General features: G+C 61.9%; 23 protein-coding genes. 16 read left to right on the forward strand and 7 right to left on the reverse strand.

What is annotated here, in order from left to right; translation table 11 throughout:
- Positions 1-3: 3 nt before the first annotated feature.
- The gene (locus tag JNE37_RS18755) at positions 4-1056 is read left to right on the forward strand and encodes a ribonucleotide-diphosphate reductase subunit beta (RefSeq protein WP_246513362.1); all 1053 of its coding nucleotides are present in this window, start codon (positions 4-6) and stop codon (positions 1054-1056) included.
- A gap of 3 nt (positions 1057-1059) precedes the next feature.
- Here JNE37_RS18755 and JNE37_RS18760 read toward each other — a convergent pair whose 3' ends face one another.
- Positions 1060-1524: a YcbK family protein gene (locus JNE37_RS18760; RefSeq protein ID WP_035038984.1), complete on the reverse strand. Its 465-nt coding sequence runs from the start codon at positions 1522-1524 to the stop codon at positions 1060-1062.
- 128 nt (positions 1525-1652) lie between these two features.
- A complete protein-coding gene (locus tag JNE37_RS18765; protein WP_035093205.1) occupies positions 1653-2069 on the reverse strand; it encodes a VOC family protein in 417 nt (138 codons plus the stop codon).
- A 220-nt stretch (positions 2070-2289) separates the two neighbouring features.
- Here JNE37_RS18765 and JNE37_RS18770 point away from each other — a divergent pair, with 220 nt between their 5' ends.
- Together JNE37_RS18770 and JNE37_RS18775 are read left to right on the forward strand one after the other, a co-directional pair.
- Positions 2290-2913, forward strand: coding sequence for a cold-shock protein (locus tag JNE37_RS18770; protein ID WP_081840850.1), 624 nt, complete (start codon positions 2290-2292; stop codon positions 2911-2913).
- 8 nt (positions 2914-2921) lie between these two features.
- Complete coding sequence (locus JNE37_RS18775; protein WP_035039223.1) at positions 2922-3407, forward strand: DUF192 domain-containing protein; 486 nt, start codon at positions 2922-2924, stop codon at positions 3405-3407.
- 124 nt (positions 3408-3531) lie between these two features.
- Here JNE37_RS18775 and trhA read toward each other — a convergent pair whose 3' ends face one another.
- The 5 genes from trhA to JNE37_RS18800 all read right to left on the reverse strand — a co-directional run bounded on the left by trhA (position 3532) and on the right by JNE37_RS18800 (position 6733).
- Positions 3532-4215, reverse strand: a complete 684-nt coding sequence (gene trhA, locus JNE37_RS18780) for a PAQR family membrane homeostasis protein TrhA (protein ID WP_203064277.1) — start codon at positions 4213-4215, stop codon at positions 3532-3534.
- Between the two features lie 32 nt (positions 4216-4247).
- Positions 4248-4643 carry an MmcQ/YjbR family DNA-binding protein gene (locus JNE37_RS18785; RefSeq protein ID WP_203064278.1) on the reverse strand — a complete coding sequence of 132 codons (396 nt, stop codon included), beginning with the start codon at positions 4641-4643 and terminating at the stop codon, positions 4248-4250.
- Between the two features lie 65 nt (positions 4644-4708).
- Positions 4709-5341, reverse strand: coding sequence for a hypothetical protein (locus JNE37_RS18790; RefSeq protein WP_035038980.1), 633 nt, complete (start codon positions 5339-5341; stop codon positions 4709-4711).
- Positions 5338-5961: a hypothetical protein gene (locus JNE37_RS18795; protein ID WP_035038977.1), complete on the reverse strand. Its 624-nt coding sequence runs from the start codon at positions 5959-5961 to the stop codon at positions 5338-5340. Before JNE37_RS18795 ends, JNE37_RS18790 begins: the two co-directional genes overlap by 4 nt.
- Complete coding sequence (locus tag JNE37_RS18800) at positions 5948-6733, reverse strand: MotA/TolQ/ExbB proton channel family protein (protein WP_160176310.1); 786 nt, start codon at positions 6731-6733, stop codon at positions 5948-5950. Before JNE37_RS18800 ends, JNE37_RS18795 begins: the two co-directional genes overlap by 14 nt.
- Before the next feature lie 324 nt (positions 6734-7057).
- Here JNE37_RS18800 and rpsB point away from each other — a divergent pair, with 324 nt between their 5' ends.
- The 13 genes from rpsB to JNE37_RS18865 all read left to right on the forward strand — a co-directional run bounded on the left by rpsB (position 7058) and on the right by JNE37_RS18865 (position 19833).
- On the forward strand, positions 7058-7837 hold the full coding sequence (gene rpsB, locus JNE37_RS18805; protein WP_203064279.1) for a 30S ribosomal protein S2: 780 nt from the start codon (positions 7058-7060) through the stop codon (positions 7835-7837).
- Positions 7838-7921: 84 nt separating this feature from the next.
- Positions 7922-8845 (forward strand): translation elongation factor Ts, encoded by a 924-nt coding sequence (gene tsf, locus JNE37_RS18810; RefSeq protein WP_035038970.1) that lies wholly within the window; start codon positions 7922-7924, stop codon positions 8843-8845.
- A gap of 186 nt (positions 8846-9031) precedes the next feature.
- Positions 9032-9745 carry a UMP kinase gene (gene pyrH, locus JNE37_RS18815; protein ID WP_035093208.1) on the forward strand — a complete coding sequence of 238 codons (714 nt, stop codon included), beginning with the start codon at positions 9032-9034 and terminating at the stop codon, positions 9743-9745.
- 30 nt (positions 9746-9775) lie between these two features.
- Positions 9776-10336 (forward strand): ribosome recycling factor, encoded by a 561-nt coding sequence (frr, locus tag JNE37_RS18820; RefSeq protein WP_035038966.1) that lies wholly within the window; start codon positions 9776-9778, stop codon positions 10334-10336.
- Between the two features lie 37 nt (positions 10337-10373).
- Positions 10374-11132: an undecaprenyl pyrophosphate synthase gene (gene uppS / locus JNE37_RS18825; protein ID WP_182397402.1), complete on the forward strand. Its 759-nt coding sequence runs from the start codon at positions 10374-10376 to the stop codon at positions 11130-11132.
- Positions 11129-11986 (forward strand): phosphatidate cytidylyltransferase, encoded by an 858-nt coding sequence (locus JNE37_RS18830; protein WP_203064281.1) that lies wholly within the window; start codon positions 11129-11131, stop codon positions 11984-11986. Before uppS ends, JNE37_RS18830 begins: the two co-directional genes overlap by 4 nt.
- 29 nt (positions 11987-12015) lie before the next feature.
- Positions 12016-13122: an RIP metalloprotease RseP gene (rseP, locus tag JNE37_RS18835; RefSeq protein WP_203064285.1), complete on the forward strand. Its 1107-nt coding sequence runs from the start codon at positions 12016-12018 to the stop codon at positions 13120-13122.
- A gap of 183 nt (positions 13123-13305) precedes the next feature.
- Positions 13306-15468 (forward strand): outer membrane protein assembly factor BamA, encoded by a 2163-nt coding sequence (bamA, locus tag JNE37_RS18840; protein ID WP_203064286.1) that lies wholly within the window; start codon positions 13306-13308, stop codon positions 15466-15468.
- Positions 15469-15589: 121 nt separating this feature from the next.
- Positions 15590-16552, forward strand: a complete 963-nt coding sequence (lpxD, locus tag JNE37_RS18845; RefSeq protein WP_203064287.1) for a UDP-3-O-(3-hydroxymyristoyl)glucosamine N-acyltransferase — start codon at positions 15590-15592, stop codon at positions 16550-16552.
- The gene (gene fabZ / locus JNE37_RS18850; RefSeq protein WP_246513363.1) at positions 16552-17037 is read left to right on the forward strand and encodes a 3-hydroxyacyl-ACP dehydratase FabZ; all 486 of its coding nucleotides are present in this window, start codon (positions 16552-16554) and stop codon (positions 17035-17037) included. The genes lpxD and fabZ overlap by 1 nt, the downstream gene beginning before the upstream one ends.
- A gap of 3 nt (positions 17038-17040) precedes the next feature.
- Positions 17041-17874: an acyl-ACP--UDP-N-acetylglucosamine O-acyltransferase gene (gene lpxA, locus JNE37_RS18855; protein ID WP_052016183.1), complete on the forward strand. Its 834-nt coding sequence runs from the start codon at positions 17041-17043 to the stop codon at positions 17872-17874.
- A complete protein-coding gene (locus tag JNE37_RS18860; protein WP_203064288.1) occupies positions 17874-18713 on the forward strand; it encodes an LpxI family protein in 840 nt (279 codons plus the stop codon). Before lpxA ends, JNE37_RS18860 begins: the two co-directional genes overlap by 1 nt.
- Positions 18706-19833, forward strand: coding sequence for a lipid-A-disaccharide synthase (locus JNE37_RS18865; protein WP_203064289.1), 1128 nt, complete (start codon positions 18706-18708; stop codon positions 19831-19833). Before JNE37_RS18860 ends, JNE37_RS18865 begins: the two co-directional genes overlap by 8 nt.
- Positions 19834-19997: the final 164 nt, after the last annotated feature.

A 19997-nucleotide genomic window follows, 5' to 3' on the forward strand; every position in this document is an offset into this window, starting at 1 on the left:
GAAATGACCGAAGCAATCGAACGCATCGACCGTTCGGGCGGACGCGTGTCCGTGGACGACAAGGCGATGATCAACTGCCGGGCCGACGTGAACCAACTCCTGCCGCTCAAATACCGGTGGGCCTGGGAAAAGTACCTGGCCGGCTGCAACAACCACTGGATGCCCACGGAAGTCTCGATGCAGGCCGATATCGCGCTCTGGAAGAGCCGCGATGGCCTCACCGAGGACGAGCGGCACACCATCAAGCGCAATCTCGGCTTCTTCGCCGCTTCCGAGAGCCTGGTGGCCAACAACATCGTGCTGGCCATCTACCGGCACCTCACCAACCCCGAATGCCGGCAATACCTGTTGCGGCAGGCCTTCGAGGAGGCGGTGCATACGCACACCTTCCAGTACATCGTCGAAAGCCTGGGGCTCGATGAGGGTGAGCTTTTCAACATGTACCGGGAGGTGCCATCGATCACGGACAAGGCCGCCTGGGCGCTTGATTTCACGCAGCATCTCGACGATCCCGATTTCACAACCGGCACGCCGGAAACCGATCGGGCCTTCGTGCGCGACCTCGTGGCGTTCTACGTGATCTTTGAGGGGATGTGGTTCTATACCGGTTTCGCGCAGATTCTCTCGTTGGGCCGGCGGAACAAGATGGTCGGCATCGCCGAGCAGTACCAGTACATCCTGCGCGACGAGAGCATTCACCTCAATTTCGGCATCGATGTCATCAACCAGATCAAGGCGGAGAACCCGCATGTCTGGATACCGGAATTCCAGGAAGAAGTCCGCTCGATGATCAAGAGGGCCGCCGAGCTCGAGGCCGCCTATGGTCGCGATACCATGCCGCGCGGCTTCCTTGGCCTGAACGCGGCGCTCTGCGAGCAATACATGCACTTCATCGCCAACCGCCGGTGCGCCCAGCTCGGGCTGGCGCCGGTCTTTGCGGAAACGGAGAACCCGTTCCCGTGGATGAGCGAAGCGATGGACCTCAAGAAGGAGAAGAACTTCTTCGAGACGCGCGTCATCGAATACCAGAACGGAGGCGCGCTGAGCTGGGACTGACGATCAGCAGCCGCTGAACGTCACAGGGCGGTTGTAGCCACGCGGCCGGTCGCGGACATCCACATGGATGAAGCTGCGGCCGGGATAGCAGCCGAGGCCGCCCACGCCGTCATTGTTCATCGCAAAGGCGATGAGTTCGCCCTTGGGAACGCCGGGAATGTAGAAGTCGGCGGCCATGCACTTCATGTGATAGGAGCCGTCAGCGCCGCCGGCCTGCCCATTGTGGTAGTTGTCGCGATAGCCGGACTGCATGATGACCTTCCGCCCGAACCGCCCCTCGAAATCCCAGATGATGAGGCGCAGCTTGGGCGAAATGCAGAAGGCATTGACCTCGGAACTGGCCGTGACGGTGCCCCAGCTATTGGATTTGCCGCGATAGGCCGGATCGCTGCTGCTGGCGAAGATCGCCATCGGCAGGCAGCCACTCAGGGAAATCGCGCATACCAGCGCGAGAAGGATAGCACGCATCGACCACTCTCCGGCCCGACCTGATGCAAAAATGCATCAACCAAGCCGGGTCCGTTGTCGGTCGTTAAAATATGATCGATTATGCTAACCGCCCGCTAACCTCGCTGGTTAACGGGCGGTAAATGGGCTTACCAGCTGCCGGTATTGGGCATCGAAGCCCAGGGTTCCTGCTGGGGCAGGGTGCCGTCCTGGATGAGTTCGACCGAGATGCCGTCAGGAGACCGTACGAAGGCCATGTGGCCATCGCGTGGCGGGCGGTTGATGGTGACGCCCATATCCATCAGGTGCTGGCAAAGGGCGTAGATGTCCTTCACGCGATAGGCCAGATGGCCGAAATTGCGCCCGCCAGTATAGACCTCAGGATCCCAGTTATAGGTAAGTTCCACCTCGCCGCCCTGGTCGCCGGGCGCGCGCAGGAAAACGAGGGTGTAGCGGCCGCGCTCGTTCTCGGAGCGCCGCACTTCCTCCAGGCCCAGCCCTTCGCAGTAGAACTTGAGGCTTGCGTCGATATCGGTCACACGGACCATGGTGTGCAGGTACTGCATGGGCTTTCTCCCGTTTGCTTGGTGTCTTTGATGGGCACGACAACCTATCAAGGGTGGTTTGACGCCTGCAACTCCACCGCTTTCAAAGAAAAGACGGGGGATGTCGCAAACAAATTTCGCAACCACTCCTTAACTTTTGGGTTTGAATCGGCCACAGTGAGTCCGGGTTGTAGAGTACCTCGCGCAAAGCGGGGGATGTATTTAAAGAGGCTTAGGGGGCATGGGGGGTAAGTTTTCACCCGATCGTGGCGAGACCGGAATCCCGAAAGGGGAGGAAGGCAAGCAACCGCAGCCTCAGGCCAGCGGCGCCAGCCCGGCTCACGATCTCGACGTGATCGAGATCGCGGGGACCATCAAGTGGTTCGACGTGGCCAAGGGGTTCGGCTTCATCGTGCCCGACAACGGCATGGCCGATGTTCTCCTGCATGTGACGTGCCTGAGGCGCGACGGCTACCAGACCGCCTATGAGGGCGCGCGCATCATCGTTGAAGCGCTCAGCCGCCCTGGCGGCCTCCAGGCGTTCCGCATTCTGTCCATGGATGACTCGACGGCGCTGCATCCGGCGCAGTTGCCGGCAGCCCGTACGCATGTGACGGTCGAGCCGACTTCCAAGCTCGAGCGGCTGGAAGTGAAGTGGTTCAACCGCATCCGCGGCTTCGGCTTCCTTTCGGCAGGTGAGGGCGCGCCGGACATCTTCGTCCACATGGAAACGCTGCGCCGCTTCGGCATCACCGAGCTTCGTCCGGGACAATTCGTGCTGGTGCGGTACGGCCATGGCCCGAAAGGCCTTATGGTCGCCGAAATCCGCCCGGATGGTTGGGGCGACGCTCCATCCTCGCACTGAAGTTCAACATGACCGCCACGAGTTCCGCTTCCTTCCGCCCTGCACTTGCAGCCGCGAAATTCGGTGGGCTCGCGCTCGCCGCCACCATCGCCTTCCTCCCGCTTGCTGCCTGCAGCGACGAGAACAAGGCGGTGCTGCACACATCAACGGGCGACTATACGTTCAACGTCGAGGTGGTCGACACCAATGAAACCCGCGCCAAGGGCCTGATGTTCCGGCAGGAACTGGCCAAGGACGCGGGCATGCTGTTCGATTTCCTGAGCGAGCGAAACACCTCGTTCTGGATGCAGAACACGTTCATTCCGCTCGACATGGTGTTCATCGCGGCGGACGGGACGGTCAAGACCATCCACGTCAACGCCCGCCCGCTCGACACGACGCCGATCTCGTCGGAAGTACCCGTGCAGTTCGTACTCGAAATCCCCGGAGGCCGCTCGCAGGAGATCGGGCTCAAGGTGGGAGACAAGTTCGAGCATGATCGCGTGAAGAAGTAGGGCAGGACCGACCCCGCCGTACGGTCCGATCCCCCTCATCCGGCGCTGACGCGCCACCTTCTCCCACAAGGGGAGAAGGGAGTTGGGGGCTTTGAGGTCGAACTCGGCCTGATCTCGGCCTGGGTTAGAGCCGGCTGATCACCATGCAATCGAGTATCGCGACGAGGTGCAGTACGGCGCCGACCACCACGAACACGTGCCAGAGAACGTTCTGGAATTTGAGCTTCTCCCACAGGTGGAAGACGATGCCCGCGGAATAGACCACTCCGCCGGCCAGCAGCAGCCAGAAGGTGGCTGGAGGCAATGTGTTGGCGAGGGACTGGAAGACGGCAACCCCGCTCCAGCCGATGGCGAGATAGAGCGTGATGGCCAGGCGCCCGAAGCGCTCGGGAACGATGAGTTTGAGCGCAATGCCGACGATCGAGGCACCCCATACGAAGGCGCCGAGCGCGATTGTCGTGGGCGAGCCGCCAAGTATGGCGAGGAATGGCGTGTAAGTGCCTGCGATGAAGAGGAAAATCGCGGCCTGGTCGAAGCGCGCAAGCCAACCCTTGAGGGAGGAAATGGGCGACAGATTGTAGGCCAGGGAAACCGAGAGCACCGCCAGCAGCGAAGCGATGTGGATGGCGAGGGCCGGAGCTTCGCGCGGCGCGGTTTCAGAGATCGCGAAAGCAAGGATGATCGAACCGAGCGCGATGGCCGCGATGAGGCCCACGACGTGCACTATGCCGTCGGCAACCACTTCAGCGAGCGTGAAGGGTCTTGTGGGGCTTCCCCAGATGCGGCGGGCCAGTTGCTCTTTCGTCATCGCGTTCATTGCCTCCAGAATCGAAGGCGGCCTTATCTCCCAGGTTGTCGGGGCTGTCCCCGACCGTTTGAAGGGGTAGTTGTCGCGCCCGCTTGTGGCGAAAGCTCGGCATTCACGAGCGCCCTCGGCGCAACGTTGGCCCAGGCCATGCGGAAGGCCGAAAGCGCCGTGGTTTCGTCGAGATGCTCGGCCCACGCGCTGGTCCAACCTTTCTCACCCCATTTGTTGGGAAGCGCCGCAAAGGCCCGTGGCTCGGCTTCGGTCAGCATAGCCTGCTGCTCTGGCGTAATATTGAGATTGAACTGGCCGGGCTTGGGATGGCTGGCGAAGATCTTTCCGCCGACGCGAAAGTCGGCATTGCCGAAATGCGAGGATTGCTCGGTCGAGGGCAACCTCAGGATGAGCGCGACGATTTCGTCCGGCGACATCAAAACCCTCCCGAAAACGCAACGGCCGATCTTGGTATCAAGACCGGCCGTTGGGCAAGGGAGGATCAGTTGCCGAGAACGACGGCGCCCTTGTCGGGCAACCGGATCGCCGGCATCGGCGAGAAGCGGAGGCCGAGCGGCACGCCGGGCGCAGCGAGTTCGCCCGAACCGGCCGTCTGCTGGCCGCCCTGCATGTCGCTCTGCTGCGCCTTGTTGTTGTCGTTGGTGGCGCCAAGCTCGCCTTCGGCCTGCTTGGCGTCCTCGCTCTTGCCTTCCTCGGTCGTACCGGTTTCGCCCATGATCTGGTCGCCGGCATTGATATGCTCCTGGGCGGCCTGGATATCCTCGGCAAGCGAGGTGGAATAGGGAATCTGGTAGGCGCGCGGCGGCGAGACGGGCAGGGAATCCTTGTCGATCTCCTGCACCCACATATAGACCGCACCGGCCGAGCCGGTCTTGCGATCGGGCTCGAGCACATTGGTGTAGAGCAACTGGAATCGGTCCGGCATGGCGCTCGTGCTTGGCCAGCCAATCAGGCCATTGATGGCAACATAGGAGCCGACAAAGATGATGGCGGTAAGCACGATGGCGCCGCCCTTGATCCACCAGCGCCAGAGCGAAGCGATGTTGAGGCTCAAAAGCAGAATGGCCAGCACCGCATAGGCGGCGAGAATGCCGAAAATGGCGGTCTGGATCACTTGCGCACCTCCCTGATCAGCGAGATCGGCCGGGTGTTGATGTCGCTGACCTCGCCATCGGAATCGATGGTGAAGCGCACCACGGTCTTTTCATCGCCTTCATGGGTGAGGTTGATGGTGTCGTAGTAGATCACCTTGAGCTTGGGATTGATCTTCTCAACTTTGACGGTCACCGGCACCGGCTGCTTGGAATCGTTGGTGAACTCGTAGACATTGATCACGTATTCCCCAGGAATGGTGCCGCGAATGGTCACCGTTTCCTGGTTGAGCGGGAACTGCACTTCCTTGCCGTCCACCTTGATCGTGTCCAGGTAGTTGCCGCGGTCGTCGCGATCGAGCGTTACGAGGCCGGCAGCCAGCGAGTGGTACCACACCACGTTCCCGGCTGGGTCCATCACATAGGTGTCGATATCGTCCGGATTGTTGTCGGGCCAGGTGACCGTAATCAGCATCTCGGCCTTGAGTTCGACGCTGCCCGTCTTCGCCTCTTCCTTGATGAGGGCGAAGGCGATGAACACCATGACGGTGAAGCCGAGCAGGGCGTTGAACAGGATGTCGGTGAACGGAACGAACGTGCCGTCATCGCTGCCACCGCCCGAGAAAAGGCTATCGTTCTCCATTCGAACCCTGCTCCAGGGTCGGGATCACATAGATTTCCGTGATTTCGGTGACGAGATCGAAGAGTTCAGCGATAGCCTTGTTGAGGAAGTAATATTCGAGCTTGAGCACAAGCGCCGTGGCGATGCCGGTCACCGTGACGTTGAGCGCGATGGCCATGCCGCCAGTCATGCCGGTGAGGGCAGGGCGGAGGGTCTCTGCATCGAACGAGGTGATCTGCGCGATCGGCAGCAGCATCAGGATGAAACCGATTGCCGTGCCGAGAAGCGCCAGGCGCAGAAGGGCTTCGGAAATGAACCAGCCCAGCTTTTCGCGCGAGCGCAGCCGGTCGGCCAAGGCGCGCAGCAGCAGCGTCTGGTCGATGTGACCGCCATTCTGCTTTTCGGCCTTGATGACGAGATTGCCGATATGGGTGGTGAGCGTTCCGGGCGGCAGCAATTGGCCGTCAGCCGTGGTGACGCCTTCCGAGGTCACGCGGAAGCCCGGCATGCGGGCCTTGGCGATAATTTCGCGCGCCTTGCGGGCGGCTACCAGTTCCTGCGAGGTCACGACCGTCTGATAGAGGCAGGCGAGGGCCGTAAAGGCGAATATCGCCAGGATGATCAGGGAAATCCTGGTGTGATCGGTGGCGAACATCGCCTGCACGAGCCCAAAGTGCCACAGCGCAAGCAGCGCGATCGCTACCATGGCATTGAGCAGTATCCAACGCAGCACCGGCGCGAAATCGCGCGCCTCCGCCGCTGGCGCCAATACTGCGCCTTTAACGTCTGCCATAGTCCCCCACGTCTCCATCTGATTGTCGGTCCGTCCAGGTGGCTGCGCTAAAACGAGCTTCCTCACGACGCAGCGCGACGATATTCAATCGCAGACTCTGATTTTGTAATGCCCGGCATAAGTTTTACCTTCGACGTCGGTATGCCGAAGGCAGATGTTGCGTTTCGCGGCCCGCTACACTATATCCGCGCAGCGCTCGGGGATTCCCCGGCGCGATTTCACACGCAGAAGCGGCCGCCAGATTGAGCTGGTGTCCATCCGGTGACGGCGAAAACCGTCGCATTAGCTTTTTGCGGAGGCACAACCGGTAAAGGAACGCTGCCAATGGCACTGCCTGATTTTTCTATGCGCCAACTCCTGGAAGCCGGCGTCCACTTCGGCCACCAGAAGCACCGCTGGAACCCGAAGATGGAACGCTACATCTTCGGCGTGCGCAATGACATCCATATTCTCGACCTGAGCCAGGCCGTCCCGCAGCTGAGCCGTGCGCTCCAGCTGATCTCGGACACCGTTGCCGATGGCGGCCGCGTGCTGTTCGTGGGCACCAAGCGCCAGGCTGCTCCCCTCGTTGCCGAAGCTGCCCGCCAGTCGGCCCAGTACTTCGTCAACTCGCGCTGGCTCGGCGGCACGCTGACCAACTGGCAGACGATCTCGCACTCGATCGCCCGCCTGCGCGAGCTCGAGTCCCAGGAAGCCGAGGGCATGGACGGCCGCAACAAGAAGGAGCGCCTGATGCTCTCCCGCGAGAAGGAGCGTCTTGAGCGCGACCTCGGCGGTATCAAGGACATGGGCAACCTTCCGAACCTCCTGTTCGTGATCGACACGAACAAGGAAGCCAACGCGATCAAGGAAGCCCGCCGCCTGGGCATTCCGGTGGTGGCCATCGTCGACACCAACAGCGACCCTGACCTCGTCGACTACCCGATCCCGGGCAACGACGACGCCAGCCGCGCTCTCGAGCTCTATTGCTCGCTCGTGTCGCGCGCTGCCATCGACGGCATCTCGCGCTCGTCGGCCGCTGCCGGCGCCGACCTGGGTGCTTCGGCCGAGGCTCCGATCGAGCCCGCCCTGACCGAAGTCCAGGAAAGCGACACCAACGCGTAACCGGCCAGCCCGTTCATCGGGTTGACACACTGACATCCCAACTGTGCGGCTCCGGCATAACGGGGCCGCCAAAGAGGTGACATTATGGAAATCACTGCTGCCAAGGTTAAAGAACTGCGCGATCTGACCGGCGTGGGCATGATGGACTGCAAGAAGGCCTTGCAGGAGACCAATGGCGACATGGAAGCTGCGGTCGATTGGCTGCGTACCCGTGGTCTCGCCAAGGCTGCCAAGAAGGCTGGCCGCGTTGCTGCTGAAGGCCTGGTCGGCGTTGCCATCGACGGCACCCGCGGCGCCATCGTCGAAGTGAACTCGGAAACCGACTTCGTTGCCCGCAACGAGCAGTTCCAGACGATCGTCGGCAACATTGCCAAGCTCGCTCTGGAAGCCGACGGCGACGTCGCGCGCCTGAGCGAAATGCCGTATCCCGGTTCGGGCCGCTCGGTTTCGGGCGAACTGACCGATGCGATCGCCACGATCGGCGAGAACATGAACCTGCGCCGTACCGCCTCGATCTCCGTCTCGGACGGCGTGATCGGCAACTACGTGCACAACACGGTCAAGCCGGGTCTCGGCAAGCTCGGCATCATCGTCGGCCTTGAATCGACCGGCAACAAGGACGCTCTGGCTGCCTTGGGCAAGCAGATCGCCATGCACATCGCCAACACCAATCCGTTGTCGGTGTCCCCCGAAGATCTCGATCCGACCGTCGTCGCTCGTGAGCGCGCCGTGTTCACGGAGCAGGCCAAGGAATCCGGCAAGCCGGCCGAGATCATCGAGAAGATGGTCGAAGGCCGCGTGCGCAAGTTCTACGAAGAAGTCACGCTCTTGGCGCAGACCTTCGTGATCGACGGCGAGACCAAGATTTCGGACGTTCTCAAGAACGCCGAGAAGGAAGTCGGCGCTTCGATCAAGCTGACCGCTTTCGTGCGCTACGCCCTGGGCGAAGGCATCGAAAAGGAAGAGACCGACTTCGCCGCCGAGGTTGCCGCCGCTGCCGGCGCCTGATTGGCAAAGTTTCGCTCCCCGGAAGACTTTCCGGGGAGCGGTTCAATTTGCGCCTCATTTAGGCGCCTTATATCCAATAGTGCATTTTCTAGTATCTGCCGGTATCCAATCGGGCGGAAAATGCTCTAACGTCTAGCCGGCGCCAGCGGATTCGAGCTCGGGTGCGGCAGTTAGAGGGGTCGGCCGGTGACAAAATCCGCATATAAACGCATCCTGCTCAAAGTGTCCGGCGAGGTGCTGGCGGGCGACCAATCCTTCGGCATAGAACCTGAATTTCTCAAGGCGATGGCGCAGCAGATTGCCGACGTCGCCAAGAAGGGCGTCCAGATCGGCGTAGTGATCGGCGCGGGCAACATCTTCCGCGGCATGGCCGTGGCCGCCAACGGCACCGACCGCGTGACCGCCGACCTCATGGGTATGCTGGGCACTGTCATCAACTCGCTGGCGCTGTCCAACGCGATCACCAGGGCAGGGGTCAAGTCCAAGGTTTTCAGCGCCGTGAGCATGCCCTCCGTCGCCGACACTTTCACCGCCCGCGCAGCCAAGGCTGCCCTCGAAGAGGGCTACGTGGTCGTGCTTGCCGGCGGTACCGGCAACCCGTTCTTCACCACCGATACCGCGGCGGCACTCAAGGCGATCGAGCTCGATTGCGACGTGCTGCTCAAGGGCACGAAGGTTGACGGCGTCTATTCGGAAGATCCGTTCAAGAACCCCGACGCCAAGCGCTTCGACACGATCAGCCATGAAGAGGTGATCGCCCGGAACCTGCGCGTCATGGATACGGCGGCCTTCGCGCTTGCCCGCGATAACGGCTTGCCGATATTAGTTTATGCGCTTGACGACAAGGAAGGCCTGGCAGGCGTCCTTGAAGGCCGTACGCGCTCTACGCGCGTCGGCTGACCGCGTGTGAAACCAGTGAGGAATTAAACAATGGCAGAAACCTTTTCGCTCGAGGCTCTCAAGACGCGCATGCAGAAGTCGATCGCCTCGCTCAAGGAAGAGCTTGCGGGCCTTCGTACCGGCCGCGCCAGCGCCAGCCTCCTCGAGCCGATCACGGTTGAAGCCTATGGCGCGCGCATGCCGCTTACCCAGCTCGCCACGGTCACCGTGCCTGAGCCGCGCATGCTCAGTGTCCAGGTCTGGGATCGCTCGATGGCCAGTGCCGTCGAACGCGCCATCCGCGACAGCGGTCTTGGCCTCAACCCTGCTAGCGAAGGCACGGTCATCCGTGTGCCGCTTCCGGAATTGAACCAGGAACGCCGCAAGGAACTCACAAAGGTCGCCCACAATTATGCCGAGCAGGCGCGCGTTGCCGTTCGCCATATCCGTCGCGACGGCATGGACCTGCTCAAGAAGCTGGAAAAAGATGGCGACATGAGCCAGGACGACAGCCGCGGTAAGTCCGATCTGGTGCAGAAGGCCACTGACTCCGCCGTGGCCGAGATCGACCAGATCGTTGCGACTAAAGAACAGGAAATCATGCAGGTTTAGGCTGCAGCCGACCGGCCCGGAATTCATCAGGAATCCCATGTCCACCGACCCCGCCATCGACAGCGAGTTGCGCCAGAGGCCCGGGCTTCGGATTCCGCGGCATCTCGGCGTGATCATGGACGGCAATGGCCGCTGGGCTCGCGCCCGCGGCAAGCCGCGCACCGAAGGCCATATCGCCGGCGTCAAGGCGCTTCGACGGCTGGTCGAATTGTGCATGCGCTACGGGGTCGATCACCTCACGGTCTTCAGTTTCTCCTCCGAGAACTGGACGCGTCCGCGCGATGAAGTGAACTTCATCTTCGGGCTGCTCCGTCGTTTCGTCGCCTCCGACCTCGAAAAGCTGATGCGGAACAACGTCCAGGTGCGGATCATCGGTTCGCGCCAGGGCCTGGATGAATCCCTGCAGCGGCTTATCGCCGAGGTCGAGGCAAAGACGGCCGCCAATACCGGCCTGCAGCTCGTCGTGGCCTTCAACTACGGCGGCAAGGCCGAGATTACTGAAGCCATGCGCTCGATCGCGCGCGATGTCGCGGCGGGCCGGATCGCGCCCGACGCGATTACCGAGGCGACGGTGGAGCAGGCGCTCTATACCTCCGGGATCCCGGATCCTGACATCATCATCCGCACCAGCGGCGAGCGGCGGTTTTCGAACTTCCTGCTCTGGCAGAGCGCTTATTCCGAACTCATCTTCGTGGAAGAGAACTGGCCGGATTTCGACGAAAGCACGTTCGTGCGCGTCCTCGAAGAATATGCGAGCCGTGAGCGGCGGTTTGGCGGGATAGAGGCAGTCACTTGAGTTCAAAGGGCGATCCCGGGGCCGAATCTTCGACTTCTCGCCGGTCCTGGTCCGACCTCGGACCGCGTTTAGGCTCCGCTTTCGTACTGCTTCCGCTGACGGCGCTAAGTCTTTATCTCGGTGGCTATATCTTTGCCCTGACCGTAGGCATCGTCTTTGCTGGCGCCTATCGCGAATGGGAGCAGATGGTGGCGCGTGCCCCCATTTCGATCCCCGGAGCGATCACGGTCGGGCTCGTTGCGCTTTCGGGCGTGATCTACCCCGTCTGGGGCCTCGCCGGTTCGGCTGGCGTTATCGCCCTCGCTATCGTCATAGCGGTTCTGTTCGGTGGGGAAGGGCGTCTGTGGCGTGCTGCAGGCCTTGCCTTCTTCGGTCTCGTGATCTTCGCCGTGATCGCCATGCGCGGCACGGGCTGGGAAGGCGTGCAGGCGGGTGTGTTCCTCGCCGTTACCGTCTGGATGACCGATTCCGCTGCCTTCTTTACGGGCCGCCAGATCGGTGGCGAAAAGCTGGCGCCGGTGATTTCTCCCTCCAAGACCTGGTCGGGCGCCCTTGGCGGCCTGGCGCTTGGCTCTACGGCCGGATTCCTCGTCTGGCTGGTAGTGACGGATTCTCCCTGGTGGATCGGCGCGATCCTGGCGGTAACGATCAGCCTGCTGGGTCAGATCGGCGACCTCACGGAAAGCGCCATCAAGCGCAATTTCCGTATCAAGGATAGCGGCGACATTATTCCCGGCCATGGGGGCTTGATGGACCGGCTCGACAGCCTCACATTCGGCGTGATCTTCGTGTTGATCGTCGGGTTCCTGCATGCAGGGCTCGACGACGTCGCCGTCGGCCTGCTGCATTGGTAGCCAAGGCGCGCCTATCCTAAGGACAGTTCATGCTGCCGTCGTTCTTCACCACCCTCCTGTCCTTCCTGGTCGTGCTGACCGTCATCGTCTTCGTGCACGAGATGGGGCACTACCTGGTGGCGCGGTGGAACAAGATCGCCATCCAGACCTTCTCGATCGGCTTCGGTCCCGAGCTCTTCGGCTGGAACGACAAGCACGGAACGCGCTGGCGTATCTCGGCAATTCCACTTGGCGGCTATGTCCGCTTCGTTGGCGACATGAACGCGACGAGCGCCTTGCCCGATGACGACGTCATCGCCAATGCCAGCCCGGAGCTGCGCGAAAGGCTCTTCGTCAACAAGAATGTCTGGCAACGCATCGCGGTGGTGATCGCAGGGCCGCTGGCCAACGTCATCCTCACCTTCCTTATTCTCTATGCACTGCTGCTCGGCTATGGCCGCTACACTATCCCGCCAGTGATCGGCAATGTGATGGCAGGCTCGGTTGCTGCCGAAGTAGGCCTCGAGCCGGGTGACAAGATTCTCTCCGTCGATGGCTTCGCGGTTCGCGGCTTCGAGGACTTCCAGCGCCTGGTCGCAACGGCGCCGCAGCGCCCCGTGACGATCGTGCTCGATCGCACGGGTGTGGAAAAAACTATCGTTGCCGTGCCCGAGGCCGCCGAAACCACCGACCGGTTCGGCAAGACCCATCGCATCGGCCGGCTCGGCGTGAGCAGGGATGTGGAGAACGCCGACGTGACACTTTACCGGCCCGGCCCGGTGGAAGCGGTCGGCATGACGTTCGAGGAGATCCGCTTCATCGTCGACCGCACGGTCGCCTTTATCGGTGACTTCTTCGTGGGCAGGGGAGACCGCGAGCAGCTCGGCGGTCCGGTCAAGGTGGCGCAGGTTTCCGGCGAAGTGGCGACGTTGGGCTTTGCGGCCTTCGTCAACCTCATCGCGATGATCTCGCTCAATATCGGAGTCTTTAACCTTCTGCCGGTGCCCATGCTCGACGGCGGACACCTCGTCTACTATCTCATCGAGGCGGTTCGGGGACGGCCGCTGAGTCAGCGCGTGCAAGAGGTGGGTTTCCGCATTGGACTCGCGCTGGTTTTCACGCTCACCATCTTCACGCTGGTGAACGATCTGCTCTAACGCCTTGGTAACCATTATTTCCGGGGTGTTGCACGGATGCACGCGCCCCAATGTTTTGGTAACCGAACCGGCGTTTGCGCCTTGCCCTTGGTTAAAAAAACAGTAAAACCGTTCAATGAGTAAGCGTGGGGCAGCTCGTCTGGGGCGATTCCATGCGTCTGGTCGCATGAGGCAATAAGAAACATGATTGATCCCACCAAGCTGATGCGCGGCGTGTTTGTGGCGCTGGCCTTGTTTGCCGCGGGTTCCCTGCCAGGGGCTGGCGGTGCAATCGTCGGGGTCCAGCAGGTGCAGGCGCAGTCCAAAGCGCCGCTGATCGCCTCCGTTCTCTTCGATGGCAACCGGCGATTCTCCGATGCGCAGTTGCTGACCATGGTCGATACCGCCACTCGCGGTACCTACTCGGCCCAGGGTGTGGCGTCTGATGCCGAAAGCATCCGCCTCGCTTATGACAAGGCCGGTTTCAACAACGTCACCGTGACCCCCAAGGTCGAGAACGTGGAAGGTGGCCGTGTTCGCGTGACCTTCGTCGTCAACGAAGGCAACCGCGCCGGCATCGCCGCGATCAACTTCACGGGCAACAATGCCGTCAACGGCGGCACGCTCAAGGGCGTGATCCGCACCAAGGAAAGCGGCTTCCTGAGCTGGCTCTTCCGTGACGACAACTATGACGAGCAGCAGCTCGCCGTCGACCGCGACCTCATCCGTCTCTACTACGCCAACCACGGTTACCCTGATACGCAGGTGACCTCGGTCGGCGAGTTCGATGCGGCTCGCAACGCCTACTTCATCAATTTCACGATCAACGAAGGCGAGCGCTACGCGTTCGGTAACGTTGGTATCGAGACCAGCATCCCGGGCCTCAACACCAATTCCCTCAAGGGGACGGTGAAGACGGGGCAGGGCTCGCGCTACTCCTATGTCGATCTGCAGAAGACCGTCGAGCAGATGGCTCTCGATGCGACCGACCAGGGCTACTCCTTCGCCGACGTGCGTCCGCGCCTCGATCGCGACCCGGCCAGCAAGACCTTCAACGTTACCTACCTCGTTGACGAAGGTCCGCGTGTCTATGTCGAGCGCGTCAATATCACCGGCAACCAGAAGACCCGCGACTTCGTGATCCGTCGTGAGCTGTCCTTCGCTGAAGGCGACCCCTTCAACCGCTCCGTGGTTCTGCGTGGAAAGCGTTCGATCGAAGCTCTTGGCTTCTTCAAGGCGGTCGATATCACCACCGAACCAGGCAGCGCTGCCGACAAGGTCGTGATCAACATCAACGTTGTCGAACAGTCGACCGGCGAGTATGGCCTGACGGCTGGTTACTCGACCAACGACGGCCTTCTTGGCGAAATCTCGGTGACTGAGCGTAACTTCCTTGGTCGTGGCCAGTACGTCCGTGCCTCCATCGGCGCTACGGCGGGCCTCGGCGATGGTCAGAACGGTGGTCGCACGTTCGACTTCTCGTTCACCGAGCCGCGCTTCATGGGCCTCAAGATGTCCGCTGGCGTGGACGCCTACTACCGTGTCATTGCCGAGCCGACCAGCTCGACCTCGACCTACTATGGCTACACTGCTACCGGCGGCCAGCTCCGCTTCGGCGTGCCGATCACCCGTGACCTCTCTGCGACCATCTTCACCGGTCTCGAACACAAGACGTTCTCCACGTCGAATGTCGATGGCGGTCGGTTGGCCTCCCAGATCGTCACCGATGGTGAGGTTCGTAACAAGGCTTGGCTCGGTTATACGCTGACCTACAACATCCTTGACGACCAGAAGGCTCCGACGAACGGTCTGATCGCCACCTTCACTCAGCAGTATGTCGGCTGGGATGTGAACTACGTGAAGTCGGAAGCTCGTGCCCGCTATTTCGTCCCGCTGATGGAAGACAGTGGCATCGTGGGCAGCATCCGCGGTACTGCAGGCATCATCAACAACCTAAGCGATGGTGAAGTGTCGGCAACGGAAGCTTTCCCGCTCGGCTCGACCCTCGTGCGCGGTTTCCAGGGCCGTGGCGTTGGCCCGCGCCTCCAGTCGGGTGAATTCCTCGGCGCCACGATGTATGCTGGCCTCTCGGCGGAAATCGAGTTCCCGATCCCGGTTATTCCGGAGACCTACGGCCTGCGTGGCGCGGTCTGGGCAGACGCTGCCTGGATTGATGGCACCCCGGCTTTCCTTGCTGGCTCGGTTGATCCGGATAGCGTGGACCAGAAGTTCAAGAGCTCGATCGGTGCCTCGCTCATCTGGAACTCGCCGTTCGGCCCGCTGCGTGGCGATTTCGCCTACGTCCTCAACAAGGCGACCAGCGACCGTACGCAGGTGTTCTCGCTCACGCTCTCGACCTTGCTCTAATCGGCATAGCGTGAGAAACCAATCGAAGCCGCGGTGCGCCGCGGCTTCTTTTTTTCAAAGTTGATCAATGGTCGATACCCGATTTCACGCGTCTTCAGGGCCTGCCTCACTCAGCCAGCTCATGGCTGCGACGAGCCGTTCGGTCGAGGCTTCGCGCTCGACGGATCTGCTGATCGCCGGAGCAGACGAACTTTCAATCGCCGGACCGAGCGAACTCGCCCTGGCGGCGCATAACGATTATGCCGAGGACCTGCGCCAGACCGATGCCGGCGCAGTCGTCGTAACGCCTGCGCTGTTGGAACTGGTACCCGCGGGCACGATTGCGCTCGTGACCGAGCAGGCGCACGATGTCTTCGCCGACATGCTGGACTGGCTTTATCCCCAGGATACGCGCTCGATCATCAAGGCCGGTCTGGGCCAGGGGGAACCGATAATCGAGGAAAACGTGCTGATCGGCGCAAACGTCTCGATCGGCCCGAATGTCGAGATCGGCCGCAACACGGTGATCGGCGCCAATACCGTTATCGGGGCGGGCGTCACCATCGGCCGCGATTGCGTGATCGCCTCGAACGTTACAATCGACTGTACCTATCTCGGCAACAAGGTGGTGGTGCACCCGGGCGCGCGTCTCGGCACGGAAGGCTTTGGCTGGCTGGGCCTGGCCCGCAGCAACCGCAAGGTGCCGCAGCTCGGGCGCGTGATCGTGCAGGACAGCGTCGAGATCGGCGCAAACACCACGATCGACCGCGGCGCGCTTGGTGACACCGTGATCGGCGAAGGCACCAAGATCGATAACCTCGTGCAGATCGGGCACAATTGCCGAATCGGGCGTTATTGCCTGATAGCTGCGATGAGCGGGCTTTCGGGTTCGACCATCGTCGAAGACGGCGTTCTCCTGGGCGGGGGCGTAGGGACTTCCGGCCACCTCACCATCGGCGCAGGCTCGATGGTGCATGGCAGGGCCGCGGTCACCAAGGACTGGCCAGCCGGTTCCAAGCTTGCAGGCGCTCCGGCGCAGGATATAAGGGACTTCTGGCGCGAAATCGCGGTCGTGCGGCGATTGACCAAAGGGGAGAAGCGTTGATGGATACCAGTGTGATGGAGCAGCCGGTGGAAAAGGCCGAACTCAACAGTCTGGACATCGCGAGGATTCTCGAGTGCCTCCCGCATCGCTATCCGTTCCTGATGATCGACCGCATCATCAACATGAACGGCGATGACAGCGCCGTCGGCGTCAAGAACGTGACGTTCAATGAGCCGATCTTCCAAGGCCATTTTCCGGGCAAGCCGATCTTCCCGGGTGTCCTCATCATCGAAGGCATGGCCCAGACCGCCGGCGCGACCGTGATCGCGCACGACGCTAAGACGGGCGGCGGCAAGAGCATCGTTCTGCTGCTCACCATCGATAAGGCCAAGTTCCGCAAGCCGGCGGAGCCTGGAGACCGTATCGAATACCATATCCGCAAGATTCAGCGCCGCCGCTCGGTCGGCCGCTACGAGGCCAAGGCAATGGTCGACGGAACGGTCATCGCCGAAGCCGAAATCGGCGCCATGATCGTCGGGGAATAGAAGTTGGCCGTTCCAGTTCATCAGCCAGAAGGCACCACCGTCATCCATCCCACCGCTATCATTGCGCCGGGTGCCAAGATCGGCACCGGCGTGAAGATCGGGCCATACTGCGTCGTTGAAGACTCGGTAACGCTGCACGACGGTGTTGAACTGGTTTCCCACGTGGCCATTGCCGGTCACACGGATATCGGCGCCAATTCGATTATCTATCCGTTCGCCTCGGTCGGGCACCCGCCGCAGGATCTCAAGTATCGTGGAGAGCCCAGCCGCCTCATCATCGGCGAGCGCACGGTGATCCGCGAGAATACCACCATCAACCCCGGCACGGCCGGTGGCGGGATGGAAACGAGCATCGGCGATGATTGCCTGATCATGGCCAGCGCGCATGTCGCCCATGACTGCAAGATCGGCAATCACGTCGTCTTGGCCAACTACGTGGCCATTGCCGGTCATTGCGTGGTGGAAGACTATGTCCGCTTCGGCGGCATCTGCGGCGTCCATCAGTTTGTGCGTATTGGCAAGCATGCTTTCATCGGCGCGCAGAGCATGGTCGATGGCGACGTCATTCCCTACGGCATGGCCGTGGGCAACCGTGCGAACCTGGCGGGGCTAAACCTCGTCGGCCTCAAGCGCTCGGGCTTTGATCGTGAGGCGATCCATACGCTGCGCGCGGCCTATCGCATGATCTTCTCGAGCGAGGGCACGCTGCTGGAGCGCGTCGAAGACGCCGCCGAGATGTTCAAGGCGGCACCGATGGTGCAGGACGTGGTCAGCTTCATTGCTGCCGCTGCCGATCGTCCGATCTGCCTGCCGCGCAACGGTCACCACGAAGAATAATGGCCAAACGCCTTTCCGTCTTTGCCGGCACGGGCGATCTCGTGCCGCATGCGGTCGAGGCGGCGCTCAAGGCCGGCTACAAGGTGCAAGTCCTGGCGCTTACGCCCAGGACCGACCTTGCCGGCGTCAAGGTCATCAATGCAGACCTCGGCAATCCGCTTGGGCTCATCTGGAACCTCAAGATATTCCGCACCAGCCACGTGGTGCTGGCGGGCGGCATCACGCTGACCGATGGGCAGCGCGAAGGCCTGGCAAAATTCGCCAACAACAATTCTGATCGCCCGTCCGGCGCGTCATCCCAGGCGCTCGGCGATGCAGCGCTGACGGGGCTGGCGACGGTGCTCAAGAAGATGACTGGTGCCGATCTGGTCGGCGTGCACGAAATCGCGCCTGACCTCTTGGCCGAAAAAGGCCTTCTTGCTGGCCCTGCGCTGACCGATGAACAGTCGCGCTCGGCGGCTTTCGCGCTACGCATGGCACGGGAAATCGGGCGGCTGGATATTGGTCAAGCCGTCGTCGTGGTCGGCGAACACGTGATATCGGCCGAGGACATCAGCGGCACCGATGGCCTTCTGGCGCGAGTTGGCGGCTATCATGCCAAAGGCCTGGCCGGTGGTGGCGATGCGCCGCTCGTGCTGGCCAAGGCAGTGAAGCCGCAGCAGCCACTCTTTGCTGACTTGCCGGCCATCGGGCCGGATACCGTGACGAATGCCAAGGCTGCGGGCGTTTCCATCGTCGCCGTCGAGGCCGGCAAGAGCATTGTTATCGAGCGCGAACGGCTGATCGCGGCGGCGGAGCGTGAAAATATCTCCGTCGTCGGCATGACCATCGATGGCTGACCCGCTCAAGCTCTTCATCCTGGCGGGGGAACCGTCCGGCGACCGTATCGCTGCCGATCTCGTGCGGAGGCTGCGCGAACGCAGTGATCTGGCGCTTGTCGGCGTCGGTGGGCAGGAGCTGACGGCCGTGGGCTTGGCCTCCATCTACCCGATGAGCGATCTGGCGGTGATGGGCATTCGAGATGTCATCCTGCGCCTGCCGCTGCTTTTCTGGCGTATCAGCCAGACCGCCCGCGCCATCCGCGCGGCGGACCCGGATATCGTCGTGCTGGTCGACGCGCAGGAGTTTTCCGAACGTGTCGCGAAAAGCCTGCGCAAGTCAGGCTGGACCAAGCCGATCATTCTTTACGTAGCTCCGTCCGTCTGGGCGCGCCATCCCGAGCGCGCCGCTCGGATCAAGCCGCTTTTCAACGAGGTGCTGGCGGTATTGCCGTTCGAACCGGCTGCGATGCGACGGCTGGGCGGACCACCGACTTCCTATGTCGGCCATCCAGCATTGAAGGAAGCGGGCCGCTACGCCGGTGGCCACAAGGTAGCGCTGCTGCCGGGAAGCCGGGCAGGGGAACTGCGGCGGCACATGCCATTGTTGCGTAGTGTCGCCGAGATGCTGGGCGGTCGGTTCGGCATCGAGGAGTTCTTCATTCCGACGCTGCCTATCCATGCCGAGCGACTGAGGGCCGAGGTCGCAACCTGGTCGGTACCGGTGCGTATCGCGCCGGATCGCAACGAGCGGCGAGAGCTCTACCAGCAGTCCATGTTTGCCATCTGCACGTCGGGAACTGCGACGCTTGAGATTGCGCTCGCCGGCGTGCCGATGATCATCCCCTATGTGATGGAAGGGGCGCAGGCGGCGTTCTACGAGCGGGCGGGCCGGCCGAACGTTGGGCTGCCCAACATCATCCTCGACGCCAGCGTGGCGCCAGAGCTTATTCTGCCGGCAGTGCTGCCGTCGCCGGTACTGGGAGCAGCAGAGGCCATTCTGGGTGACCCCGACAAGCAGACCGCGCAGCGAGAGGCCTATGCACTGCTGCGCCGGATGATGGAAGAGGGGCTGCCCGATGCTCCGCGGGAAGACCCGGCAGATCGGGTGCTTTCACATATACAGAAGCGGCTGGCTTAGGTCAGCGCCGGCTATTTCACGTATTTGAAGTGTCTTGGCGTCGACCGCTTGGGCGATCCGTGCAGGCTGCCTGAGCTCTTGTTGGGTGCGGGCGTCGACGTTGAGAGCAAAGCTCAATCAAGGTCACGAGGGCCACAGTCTGCGAGTGGGGCCGTCCCCCTTGT

Source organism: Paradevosia shaoguanensis (genome assembly GCF_016801025.1).
In the GTDB taxonomy this organism is placed as follows: domain Bacteria; phylum Pseudomonadota; class Alphaproteobacteria; order Rhizobiales; family Devosiaceae; genus Paradevosia; species Paradevosia shaoguanensis.